The sequence below is a fragment of the Spongiactinospora rosea genome (genome assembly GCF_003315795.1).
Classification (GTDB): domain Bacteria; phylum Actinomycetota; class Actinomycetes; order Streptosporangiales; family Streptosporangiaceae; genus Spongiactinospora; species Spongiactinospora rosea.
Genome location: NZ_QMEY01000013.1, coordinates 59,567 through 71,033, shown reverse-complemented (window position 1 = coordinate 71,033; position 11,467 = coordinate 59,567). Strand labels below are relative to the sequence as shown.

Sequence of the window (11,467 nt, the reverse complement as noted above, 5' to 3'; positions counted from 1 at the left end):
TCACCCCCGATGTTCGTGTGCCGTTCGAGAACACCAGAGAGCCGCCGTCATGTCCAATACGGCTATCTGTCAGGATCACATACTTGTTTGGATATCATCGCCGTTCATGGACCTTGTCCGGCACCTGCGCTATTTCACCGTGCTGGCCGAGGAGCTGCACTTCGGCAACGCCGCGATCCGGCTCGGCATGGCCCAGCCGCCGCTCAGCCAGCGGATCAAACGGCTGGAGGAGGAGCTGGGCGTGCGGCTGTTCGACCGCTCGGCGCGGCAGGTGCGGCTCACCGACGCCGGGCGGATGCTGCTCGGCGAGGCCAGGGAGATCGTCGCCCGCGCCGACCGGCTGATGGAGCTGGCCAGGCACGGCATCGGCGGCGCGCTGAAGGTCGGCGTGCCGCCCGACCTCGGGGCGGCGGTCATCGCGGCGCTGGTGGAGAGCCTGCGCGAGCGAGATCCCGCGCTGCGGCCCGCGCCCGCCGAGATGTGGACGGCCGACCAGGTGGCGGCGCTGACCGGGGGGCTGCTCGACTTCGGCATCGTGCGGCATCCGATCACTGCCCAGGGGCTGCGGTTCGGGACGGTGCTGGTGCAGACGCCCGGCGTACTGCTGCCCGCCGACGACCCGCTGACCGCCGGGTCCACCGTCCACCTGGCCGACCTCGCCGGTCGTGACCTGGTGCTCTTCCCCCGGGAGGGCGAGCCGGGCCTGCACGCCGAGACCGTCGCCGAGTGCCGCGCGCACGGGTTCGACCCGCCCGCCGTCCACCACGGGATGTCGCTGGGGCTGGTGCTGGCCGGTTCGGCGGTGGCCTTCGGGCCGCGGGCCGACGTACCGGGGGTCCGCTGGCGTCCGCTGCTGGGGTCGCCGCTGGCCTGGCGGGTCTCGACCGCGTGGCGCGACTCCACGCCCTCGGTGGCGGAGTTCGCGACGATCGCCGAACGCATCCTGAAGGAGAACGCCGGCATGACCGACGAGGGCGCGGCCCCCCGGCGGCGGCCCAGGCAGCGCCCGGCGACGGGGTTCCTGGCATGAGCGGCCCCGACGCGTTCGACCCCGGGGGGCTGCTGCGCGCGGCCGGGGTCACCGGCTGGCTGCATGCCGCCGACATCGACACCGGCGCGCAGGTCGGCTTCGGCGCGCACGCGGCGGTGCCGATCGCCTCGGTCTTCAAGCTGCCGCTGCTGGTCGCGTTCGTCCGGCAGGCCGACGCCGGGCTGCTGGTCCCCGCGGAGCGGGTCGCCGTACCGGCCGCCGAGCGCGTCTTCGGCCCCACCGGCATCTCCGCGATGCTCGACGACGTCACCGTCACGCTGCGCGACCTGTGCTACCTGATGATCGCGGTGAGCGACAACACCGCCGCCGACGTGCTGCTGGCGCGGGTGGGCATCGACGCCGTCAACGCCATGCTGGACGACCTGGGCCTGACCGCCACCCGCGTCCTGCACGACTGCCGGGAGACGGCCGCCCTGCTGGACACCGACGGCGGCGAGTGGCCGGTCACCGACCCGGGCGTCATCGCCGGGCTGCGGGTGCTGGACCCGGCGAGCACCAATCGCAGCACCCCCGCCGAGCTGACCCGGCTGCTCGCCATGGTCTGGCGGGACGAGGCGGCGAGCGCCGAATCGTGCGCCTTCGTGCGCCGCCTGCTCGGCCTCCAGGTCTGGCCGCACCGCCTGTCGTCGGGCTTTCCCTATGACGACGTGTCGGTGAGCGGCAAGACCGGCACGCTGCCCACCCTGCGCGCGGAGGCCGGTGTGGTCGAGTACCCCGACGGCGGCCGGTACGCCGTCGCCGTCTTCACCCGCTCGCACGCCACCGCGCTCAACCAGCCCCGCGCGGACGCCGTCATCGGCACCGCGGCCCGGATGGCCATCGACCACCTGCGGACCCACGGGGGCCAACGGGGAGGCCGGTGGTGACTTTCCGCGCACGCGACGACAAGATGAGTGCCATGGCTGTGGATGGTGTTGAGGAAGGCGCGCTGCTCTGGGAGCCGACCGCCGATGTGGTGGCGAACGCCCGGATCACCCGTTACGCGGAGTGGCTGGGCCGTGGTGAGGCCGGGTATGAGGAGCTGTGGCAGTGGTCGGTGGACGACCTGGCGGGATTCTGGTCGTCGATCTGGGACTACTTTGGCGTGGTCGGCGAGCGCGGCGAAGGGCCGGTGCTCGGCGGGACGATGCCGAAGGCCGAGTGGTTTCCCGGGGCGACCCTCAACTACGCCGCCAACGCGCTGCGCCGGGCGGACACCGCGCCGGACCGGCTCGCGATCATCGCCCGCGACGAGCGCGGCACGCGGACCACGCTGACGTACGCCGAGCTGCGCGACGAGGTCGCGCGGGTGCGGGCGGGCCTGGTACGGCTGGGCGTGGGCCCCGGTGACCGGGTCGCCGGCTACCTGCCCAACGTCCCCGAGGCGCTGATCGCCCTGCTGGCCACGGCGTCGCTGGGGGCCGTGTGGTCCTCCTGCTCGCCCGACTTCGGGGTGCCGAGCGTGACCGACCGGTTCGCGCAGATCGACCCCAAGGTCCTGATCGTCGTGGACGGCTACCGCTACAACGGCAAGGAGTACGACCGGACGCAGGCCGTACGCGACATCGCGGGCAAACTGCCCGGCCTGCGGGCCACCGTGTGGATCCGCGCCCTGGGCACCACCCCGGCCGACGGCGACACCGAGTGGGCCGACCTGCGCGCCGAGGCCGCGCCGATGGCCTATGAGCCGGTCGCGTTCGGCCACCCGCTGTGGGTGCTCTACTCCAGCGGCACCACCGGCCTGCCCAAGCCGATCGTGCACGGCCACGGCGGGATCGTGCTGGAACACCTCAAGACCCTCTCCTTCCACCAGGACCTCGGCGAGGACGACGTCTTCTTCTGGTACACCACCACCGGCTGGATGATGTGGAACTACCTGGCCGGTGGCCTGCTGGTCGGCGCCACCCTGGTGCTGTACGACGGCAGCGCCACCCAGCCGGACACCGCCGCGCTGTGGGACATCGTGGCCGAGGAGGGCGTGACCTACTTCGGCACCGGCGCGCCGTACATCATGGCCTCGCTCAAGGCGGAGCTGCGGCCCACCGGTCTGGACCGGCTGCGCGGCATCGGCTCCACCGGCTCGCCGCTGCCGCCCGAGGGCTTCGCCTGGGTCTACACCCACGTCAGGCCGGACATCCCGCTCGGCTCGTTCGCCGGCGGCACCGACGTGTGCACCGGCTTCGTCGGCGCGGTCCCGCTGCTGCCGGTCCGCGCGGGCGTCATCCCCTGCCGCTGCCTGGGGGCCCGCATCGAGTCCTTCGACCCCGAGGGCGCCCCGGTGGTCGGTGAGGTGGGCGAACTCGTGCTGACCGCGCCCATGCCGTCCATGCCGGTGATGTTCTGGAACGACCCGTCCGGCGACCGCTACCGGGACAGCTACTTCGCCGAGTACCCCGGCGTGTGGCGGCACGGCGACTGGCTGAAGATCCTGCCCGACGGCGGGTGCGTGATCTACGGCCGTTCCGACTCCACCCTCAACCGGGGCGGCGTGCGGATGGGCACCAGCGAGTTCTACCGGGTCGTCGAGCGGTTCACCGAGATCGCCGACAGCCTGGTGATCGACACCGGCAGGCTCGGCCAGGAGGGCCGCCTGCTGCTCTACGTCACCATGGCCCCGGGCGAGGCGCTGACCGACGACCTGGTGTCCCGGCTGCGCGCGGCGCTGCGCACCGAGCTCTCGCCGCGCCACGTCCCCGACGCGATCCACGAGGTCCCGGGCATCCCGCGCACCCTGTCGGGCAAGAAGCTGGAGGTCCCGGTACGCAAGATCCTGCTCGGCACCCCGGTCGAGCAGGCCGCCAATCCGGACGCCATGGCCAATCCCGAAGTACTCTCCCACTTCATTCCCGAATGACCCAAAGCACTTGTCCTCCCCCTCGTGTCGCGATGCAATGTGCGCATGACTCGCGAGCAGGTGGAGCGGGCACTGCGCCGGGCCGAAGAACTGACGGCCCAGGTGCGCGGTGATCTCGACCGCGCGCTGGGCCTGATGTCCCGGCAGGTCTGGACGGGCGCGGCGGGCGACCGGTTCGGCGACGAACTGGCCGCCTCCCGGGCCGCGCTGCTCGGCGCGTGCACCGGGGCGGTCGATGAGCTGCGCGCCCTGCTGGCCCGGACTCCGAAGTAGCCGCCGGTGGAGCTGGAGGGCATGGTCCCCGCCGGGGTGCGGGCGCTGATGGAGGAGTTGCGCAGGGCGGAGTCCTCGCTGTCGGCGGCGGGGGCCGAGCTGTGGGGCCTGCTGCGGAGCGCGGGGCTGGACACCGCGCACGCCGACACGGTCCGCCGCCTCGGGACGTGGGCGGGAGGGCGGGTCACCGACGTCAACCGCCGCCTGCTGCTGCTCGAACGCCTGGTGGAGCACGACCCGCAGCGGTTCCGCGAGGGCGAGCAGGTGTTCGTCAACTCCGAGGTGTTCGCCCCCGGCACTCCGGTGCCGGACGGCTCCCATGACGACCCCGGGCAGGCCGCCGCGAGCGTGTCGGGCCTGGCGGGCACGCTGTGGAAGTTCGCCCCCGCGCGCCGGCTGGCCGACCCGGACGGCTGGCGGCGCGAGCCGGGGGACACCGCAGAAGGGCTGGTCTACGGCGCGCGGCGGCCCGTCGCGTTCGCCCACGACGCGCCCGACTGGGCGGCCTGGGCCGCCGCGCCCGGCCGTGCCGTCGGGCGGCTCGCGCCCGAGGCCCTGATGGCCGCCGCGGCCGGGCACGACGAGGCCGAACCCGGGACCCGGCCCTCCGGCCTTCCCTCCGAGGGCGGCCCCGGATGAGAGGGCCCGCCCGGGGAGGCGGAACAATGAAGCTGAGGTGCGCGACGCGGTTCCGGCGCCGGCGAGGGCCTGGGGCGATCGTGATTCCGACGAGGATCAGTGGGGCGGATGGCTGAGCGGGTCCAGTACTACGCGATGGTGCTCCTACTCGGCCCGGACGACCGGGACGGCCCGGCGGGGCTCGCCCGGCGGCGGGTCCGGCAGAACGGCGTACCGGTGGACGAGGCCATCCACCGCGACCTCAAGTGGCGTCCCACCGGCAAGATCCGCGCCTGGGAGCGCGGCGACGTGGCGGGCGACCTCATCGAGATCTCCCACGAAGAGGCCGAGCGGATCATGCTGCGCTTCCGGGAGCAGTTCGGAGGTGAGGGGACGAGCGTCCCGCGGGCCCCAAAAGCGCGGTGGCGTCTCCGGATGACACCGGGGGCGGCGCGCTGGCCGAGGCGGCCGGGCGCTACGCGGGCGGCACGCTCGACGCCCGCAGGCTGCACGAGGTCTTCTGCGGCTCCGACATCTTCTGCGAGGCCGCCGAGGCGCCCGGCTTCATCGCCAGGCGGATCGACGGCGGGATGGTGATCCCGGTCTTCAGCTCGCTGCCCGCCCTGGTCGGGTTCGCCGCGAGAGACGCGCTGGTGCGGTTCGCGGCCGGGCGTACCGGGTGGTTCAGCGCCCGCGGCCAGGACCTGCTCGACCTGCTGCCCGACGGCTTCGACCTGCTGCTCGACCCCGGCACACCGCACGCGGTGCGGCTGCGCGCCGGGGCCACCGAACGGCGGGTCGTGGTCGCCCTCGGGGTACGGCCGGGCGGGGGAGGGGCGCCGCGTTGACGTACGACGGCTTTTCAGGTGATATCGGATACGGCGATGCATCGGGTACGTCTCCCGGTCGATGACGACCGGGCGGATTGGGGGGTGTCAGGTGAGTGCCGTCCCGGACGGGGAAGGGCCGGCGAAAGCCGTACCGCCCCGCAGCTTCGGTGAGGAGGGCGCGCGCCTGTCGTACGGCGCCTACCTCCGGCTGCCCGACCTGCTCGCGCAGCAGGTGCCGCAATCCTCCGCCCCCGACGAACTCCTGTTCATCACCGTCCACCAGGTCTACGAGCTGTGGTTCAAACTGCTGCTGCACGAGCTGGAGCAGGCCAGGGACGCCATGGCCGAAGGCGAGCTGTGGCTGGCGGGCCACAAGTTCAGGCGGGTCCACGCCATCGAACGCGTGCTGGTGGAGCAGGTCGAGGTGCTGGAGACCATGACCCCCCAGGACTTCCTGGAGTTCCGCGCCCTGCTGGCGCCCGCGAGCGGGTTCCAGTCGGTGCAGTTCCGGGAGCTGGAGTTCCTGTCAGGGGCCAAGGACGCGGCCTACCTGGAAAGGTTTCGCGGGGCGAGCGACGCCGAGGTCGCCCGGCTGCGGCGGCGCCTTTCCGAGCCCACACTGTGGGATGCTTACCTCACCGCGCTCTCCCGGCGAGGGCTCCCGATCTCCGACGACGAGATCATGGAGTCCCTGCTCACCGTGGCCCGGGACCGGGGATCGCACGACGATCTGTGGCGGCTGGCGGAGGATCTGCTGACCCACGACGAGACCGCCGCGCACTGGCGCATGCGCCACGTGCAGATGGTGGAGCGCCAGATCGGCACGAAGTCCGGTACGGGAGGCTCGACGGGGGCACCGTACTTGAGAGGGCGGACCCTGCTGCACTACTTCCCTCTCTTGTGGGAGCTTCGCTCGTGGCTGTGAATCCGGACGAAGTGACCACACTCACAAAGGAGTGAGACAGCGACATGTCGCTCGATGAGGCCAAGGACGATCTGCTCAAAGCCGCGGCCGAGACCTGCGCGCATCGGGCCGGTGGCGATAATGTGAGCGTGGCGGAGGCCGTCGACGTCCTCCGCACCTACTACCGGCACGTGGCGCCAGAGGATCTTCTCGACCGCGACCCGGTGGACGTCTACGGCCCCGCGATGGCACACCGGAGGCTGGCCGGGCACCGCCCGCAGGGCCGGGCCCTGGTGCGCGCCTACACCCCCACGCTTGAGGAGAACGGCTGGGAGCCGGGCCATTCGGTCGTGGAGGTGGTCACCGACGACATGCCGTTCCTGGTCGACTCGGTGACCATGGAGCTGGACCGGCAGGAGATCGGCGTCCACCTGGTGGTCCACCCCCAGATGGACGTACGGCGCGACATGACCGGCAAGATGCTCGGCCCCGGCGACGACGATGTCACCGGGCAGCGGCTCGCCGAGTCGTGGATGCACATCGAGATCGACCGGCAGCCCGACGCCGCGGTGCTCAAGCAGCTCGAAGCCGACCTCCAGCGGGTGCTCGCCGACGTGCGCTACGCGGTCGAGGACTTCGCGAAGATGCGGGCGCTGGCCGTGCGGACCGCCGAGGACCTTTCGGTCTCGCCGCCGCCGCTGCCGCCCGCCGAGGTCGAGGACAGCCTGGACCTGCTGCACTGGCTCGCCGACGGCCACTTCACCTTCCTCGGGTACCGGGAGTACCGGCTGGCCCAGGAGGGCGACGGCGACGCCCTGCACGCCGTACCCGGCACCGGGCTCGGCATCCTGCGGATGGACAAGGCGGGCTCCGACAGCTTCGCCGCGATGCCCGCCGAACTGCGCGCCAAGGCCCGCGAGAAGCAGATCCTGATCATCACCAAGGCCAACACCCGCGCCACCGTCCACCGGCACGCCTACCTCGACTACGTAGGCGTCAAGCTGTTCTCGCCGGACGGCGAGGTGGTGGGGGAGCGGCGGTTCCTCGGGCTGTTCACCCACGTCGCCTACAACGAGTCGATCTCCCGCATCCCGGTGCTGCGCCGCAAGCTGGCCGCCGTCCTGCAGGAGGCGGGCTTCGCCCCCGACAGCCACGACGGCAAGGACCTCATCGAGACCCTGGAGACCTTCCCCAGGGCCGAGCTGTTCCAGATCTCGGTGGACGAGCTGGTGCCGATGGCGCTGGGCGTACTGCGGCTGCGCGAGCGCAAGCAGGTCCGGCTGTTCCTGCGCCGCGACGACTACGGCCGCTACATCTCCTGCCTGATCTACCTGCCGCGCGACCGCTACACCACCAAGGTCCGCACCCGCATGCAGGAGCTCCTGCTCACCGCGCTGGGCGGCAGCTCGATCGACTACAGCGTGATGATCGGCGAGTCGGCGCTGGCGCGGCTGCACGTGGTGGTCCGCGGCGAGCGGGGCAGGCCGTTGCCGGAGACCGGCGCCGGCGTGGACGCCGAGGAGCTTGAGGCCCGGCTGGCCGCCACCACCCGCACCTGGGAGGACGACCTGGCCGACGCGGTCACCGAGCTGTGCCCGGAGCAGGAGGCCCCCGCGCTCATCAAGCGCTACCAGGCCGCCTTCCCCGAGGCGTACAAGGCCGACTTCCCGCCCCGGATGGCGGTGGCCGACCTGCGCCGCCTGGAACGGCTGGCCGAGGGCGACCACGACATCGAGATCAACCTTTATGAGCCCTACGACGCGGCCGAGGGCGAGCGCCGCCTGAAGGTCTACAAGCTGGACCGGCCGATCTCGCTGTCCCACGCGCTGCCGCTGCTGTCGCGGCTGGGCGTCGAGGTCGTGGACGAGCGGCCGTATGAGGTGGACCGGGACGGCGACCCCGCTACCAGGGACGCCTGGATCTACGACTTCGGGCTGCGCAGCGCCGCCTCGCCGGAGGTCGCCGCGGAGGCGTTCAAGGAGCTGTTCCAGGACGCGTTCACCGCGCTGTGGCGGGGCGAGGTGGAGGCCGACGGCTTCAACGCCCTGGTGCTCCAGGCGGGGCTGACCTGGGAGCAGGTCACGATCCTGCGGGCGTACGCGAAGTACCTGCGCCAGGCGGGCTCGACGTTCAGCCTCCAGTACATGCAGTCGGTGCTGGCAGGCAACGTGCGGCTGGCCCGCCTGCTGGTGCTGCTCTTCGAGGCGCGGCTGGACCCCAAGCGCGGCCCCGAGGTGCGCGAGGAGGTCAGCGAGGCGCTGCGCGAGGAGATCCTGGGCGCGCTGGACGACGTGGCCTCCCTGGACGAGGACCGCATCCTGCGGGCCTACCTGGAGATGATCCAGGCGACCCTGCGCACCAACCACTTCCAGCGCGACGCGGAGGGGCGGCGCAAGCCGTACCTGGCGCTGAAGTTCGACCCGCAGGCGATCAGCGTGCTGCCGCCGCCGCGGCCCAAGTACGAGATCTTCGTCTACTCGCCGCGCGTGGAGGGCGTCCACCTGCGGTTCGGCAAGGTCGCCAGGGGCGGCCTGCGCTGGTCGGACCGGATGGAGGACTTCCGCACCGAGATCCTGGGCCTGGTCAAGGCGCAGATGGTGAAGAACACCGTGATCGTGCCCACCGGCTCCAAGGGCGGGTTCGTGGTCAAGCGGCCGCCCGCCTCCGGGTCCCGTGAGGACGTACTGGCCGAGGGCATCGCCTGCTACCGGATGTTCATCTCCGGCCTGCTCGACCTCACCGACAACCTGGTGAACAACGAGGTCGTCCCGCCGCCGGACGTGGTGCGGCACGACGGCGACGACACCTATCTGGTCGTCGCCGCCGACAAGGGCACCGCGACCTTCTCCGACATCGCCAACGCGCTGGCCAAGGAGTACGGCTTCTGGCTGGGTGACGCGTTCGCCTCCGGCGGGTCCATCGGTTACGACCACAAGGCCATGGGCATCACCGCCCGGGGCGCGTGGGAGTCGGTGAAGTACCACTTCAGGTCCACCGGCGTGGACGTGCAGACCACCGACTTCACCGTGGCCGGGATCGGCGACATGTCGGGCGACGTGTTCGGCAACGGCATGCTGCTGTCCCGGCACATCCGCCTGGTGGCCGCGTTCGACCACCGGCACGTCTTCCTGGACCCCGACCCCGACGCGGCCGGGTCCCACGCCGAACGCGCCCGGCTGTTCGCGCTGCCGCGCAGCTCATGGGACGACTACGACAGGTCGCTCATCTCCACGGGCGGCGGGGTGTGGCCGCGCACCGCGAAGTCCATCCCGATCACCCCGCAGGTGCGCGCGGCGCTCGGCATCCCCGGCGACGTCGTCGCGATGCCGCCCAACGAGCTGATCAGCGCCATCCTGACCGCGCCCGTGGACCTGCTGTGGAACGGCGGCATCGGCACGTACGTCAAGGCGAGCGGTGAGAGCAACGCCGACGTCGGCGACAAGGCCAACGACGGCCTCCGGGTCAACGGGGCCGACCTGCGCTGCAAGGTCGTCGGCGAGGGCGGCAACCTGGGCCTCACCCAGCTCGCCCGGATCGAGTTCGCCCGCAACGGCGGGCTGATCAACACCGACTTCATCGACAACTCCGCCGGGGTGGACACCTCCGACCACGAGGTGAACATCAAGATCCTGCTGGACCGGGTGGTCCGCGACGGCGAACTGACCGACAAGCAGCGCAACCAGCTCTTCCTCGACATGACCGACGAGGTGGCGAGCCTGGTGCTGCGCGACAACTACGCCCAGAACGTCGTGCTCGCCGCCTCCCGCGCCCAGGCCCCCGCCATGCTGCACATCCACGCCCGCTACCTGCGCCGGATGGAACGCGAGGGCTGGGTGGACCGCGACCTTGAGTTCCTGCCCTCGGACAAGGCGCTGGCCGAGCGCCGCCAGGCTGGGCTGGGGCTGACCGCGCCGGAGTTCTCGGTGCTGCTGGCCTACACCAAGCTCGGCACCGACGCCGCGCTGCTGGCCTCCGACCTGCCCGATGATCCCTACCTGGCGTCCTGGCTGGTGTCCTACTTCCCCTCGGAACTGCGCGAGCGGCTGCGCGCCCAGATGGACTCCCACCCGCTGCGCCGCGAGATCATCACCACCCGCGTGGTCAACGACCTGGTCAACAGCAGTGGCACCACGTTCATGTTCCGGTTCGGTGAGGAGATCGGCGCCTCGGTCTCCGACATCGCCCGGGCGTACCTGGTGACCCGCGAGGTCTTCGACATGCCGACCTTCTGGCAGGCGGTGGAGTCGCTGGACAACAAGGTGGACACCGGCACCCAGCTCGCCATGCTGCTGGAGGCCCGCAAGCTCACCGAGCGGGGCACCCGCTGGCTGCTCGGCAACCGCAGGCCGCCGCTCGACCTGGCGTCCACGGTGAGCTTCTTCGCCAAGGGGATGAACGGCCTCATTCCACACCTGCCGAAGCTGCTGTGCGGGCCCGACCTCGCCGCGTTCGAAGAACGCCGGGACGGGTTCGCCGGCCGCGGCGTGCCGTACGAGCTGGCCGAGCGGACCGCCGCCATGGTGCCCGCGTACAGCACGTTCGACCTGGTGGAGGTGGCCTCGCTGACCGGCCGCCCGGTGAGCGAGGTGGCCGAGGTCTACTTCGACCTCGCCGACCGGCTGCAACTGGCCAGGCTGCGCGAACGCGTGATCGCGCTGCCCCGCGACAACCGCTGGAACTCCATGGCCAGGGCGGCGTTGCGCGACGACCTGTACGCCGCGCACGCCTCGCTCACCCGCGACGTGCTCACCCACACCAAGCCGGGCCTTTCCCCCGAGGAACGCCTGGCCAACTGGTCGGAGGCCAACTCCGCGGCGGTGGCCCGCTCCCGGCAGACCCTGTCGGAGATCTGGGAGAGCGACACCTTCGACCTCGCCACGCTGTCGGTCGCGCTGCGCGCGATCAGGACGCTGGTGGCCACCAGCGGACTGCCGCACAGCGAGGCGTGAGGACGCGCC

At 71.8% G+C, this 11,467-nt stretch carries 9 protein-coding genes; 8 read left to right on the top strand and 1 reads right to left on the bottom strand.

Features of this window, described 5'->3' with window-relative positions; all coding sequences use genetic code 11:
- Positions 1-106 precede the first annotated feature (106 nt).
- Genes DP939_RS26500 through DP939_RS26480 form a run of 5 tightly spaced genes read left to right on the top strand, consistent with a single transcriptional unit; the run spans position 107 to position 4,796 of the window.
- The gene (locus tag DP939_RS26500; RefSeq protein WP_113983492.1) at positions 107-1,030 is read left to right on the top strand and encodes a LysR family transcriptional regulator; all 924 of its coding nucleotides are present in this window, start codon (positions 107-109) and stop codon (positions 1,028-1,030) included.
- On the top strand, positions 1,027-1,917 hold the full coding sequence (locus DP939_RS26495) for a serine hydrolase (RefSeq protein WP_113983491.1): 891 nt from the start codon (positions 1,027-1,029) through the stop codon (positions 1,915-1,917). The genes DP939_RS26500 and DP939_RS26495 overlap by 4 nt, the downstream gene beginning before the upstream one ends.
- Positions 1,918-1,949: 32 nt before the next feature.
- Positions 1,950-3,884, top strand: a complete 1,935-nt coding sequence (locus DP939_RS26490) for an acetoacetate--CoA ligase (protein WP_113983490.1) — start codon at positions 1,950-1,952, stop codon at positions 3,882-3,884.
- Positions 3,885-3,929: 45 nt separating this feature from the next.
- Positions 3,930-4,157 carry a hypothetical protein gene (locus DP939_RS26485; RefSeq protein ID WP_147268148.1) on the top strand — a complete coding sequence of 76 codons (228 nt, stop codon included), beginning with the start codon at positions 3,930-3,932 and terminating at the stop codon, positions 4,155-4,157.
- Between the two features lie 6 nt (positions 4,158-4,163).
- Positions 4,164-4,796 carry a hypothetical protein gene (locus DP939_RS26480; protein WP_147268147.1) on the top strand — a complete coding sequence of 211 codons (633 nt, stop codon included), beginning with the start codon at positions 4,164-4,166 and terminating at the stop codon, positions 4,794-4,796.
- Positions 4,797-4,940: 144 nt separating this feature from the next.
- On the opposite strand, the gene DP939_RS46330 is transcribed toward DP939_RS26480, so the two are convergent.
- Positions 4,941-5,114, bottom strand: a complete 174-nt coding sequence (locus DP939_RS46330; RefSeq protein WP_158578698.1) for a hypothetical protein — start codon at positions 5,112-5,114, stop codon at positions 4,941-4,943.
- Positions 5,115-5,197: 83 nt separating this feature from the next.
- On the opposite strand from DP939_RS46330, the gene DP939_RS26475 reads away from it, so the two are divergent.
- The 3 genes from DP939_RS26475 (at position 5,198) to DP939_RS26465 (ending at position 11,458) form a co-directional block, all read left to right on the top strand.
- The gene (locus tag DP939_RS26475; RefSeq protein WP_113983487.1) at positions 5,198-5,623 is read left to right on the top strand and encodes an SseB family protein; all 426 of its coding nucleotides are present in this window, start codon (positions 5,198-5,200) and stop codon (positions 5,621-5,623) included.
- A gap of 91 nt (positions 5,624-5,714) precedes the next feature.
- Complete coding sequence (locus DP939_RS26470) at positions 5,715-6,530, top strand: tryptophan 2,3-dioxygenase (RefSeq protein WP_199565425.1); 816 nt, start codon at positions 5,715-5,717, stop codon at positions 6,528-6,530.
- A gap of 44 nt (positions 6,531-6,574) precedes the next feature.
- Positions 6,575-11,458, top strand: coding sequence for an NAD-glutamate dehydrogenase (locus tag DP939_RS26465; RefSeq protein ID WP_113983485.1), 4,884 nt, complete (start codon positions 6,575-6,577; stop codon positions 11,456-11,458).
- Positions 11,459-11,467: the final 9 nt, after the last annotated feature.

What these genes read in the sequence shown, in the direction of transcription:
- DP939_RS26500 (WP_113983492.1), top strand. Translation starts at nt 107, where the DNA reads ATGGACCTTGTCCGGCACCTGCGCTATTTCACCGTGCTGGCCGAGGAG.
- DP939_RS26495 (WP_113983491.1), top strand. Translation starts at nt 1,027, where the DNA reads ATGAGCGGCCCCGACGCGTTCGACCCCGGGGGGCTGCTGCGCGCGGCC.
- DP939_RS26490 (WP_113983490.1), top strand. Translation starts at nt 1,950, where the DNA reads ATGGCTGTGGATGGTGTTGAGGAAGGCGCGCTGCTCTGGGAGCCGACC.
- DP939_RS26485 (WP_147268148.1), top strand. Translation starts at nt 3,930, where the DNA reads ATGACTCGCGAGCAGGTGGAGCGGGCACTGCGCCGGGCCGAAGAACTG.
- DP939_RS26465 (WP_113983485.1), top strand. Translation starts at nt 6,575, where the DNA reads ATGTCGCTCGATGAGGCCAAGGACGATCTGCTCAAAGCCGCGGCCGAG.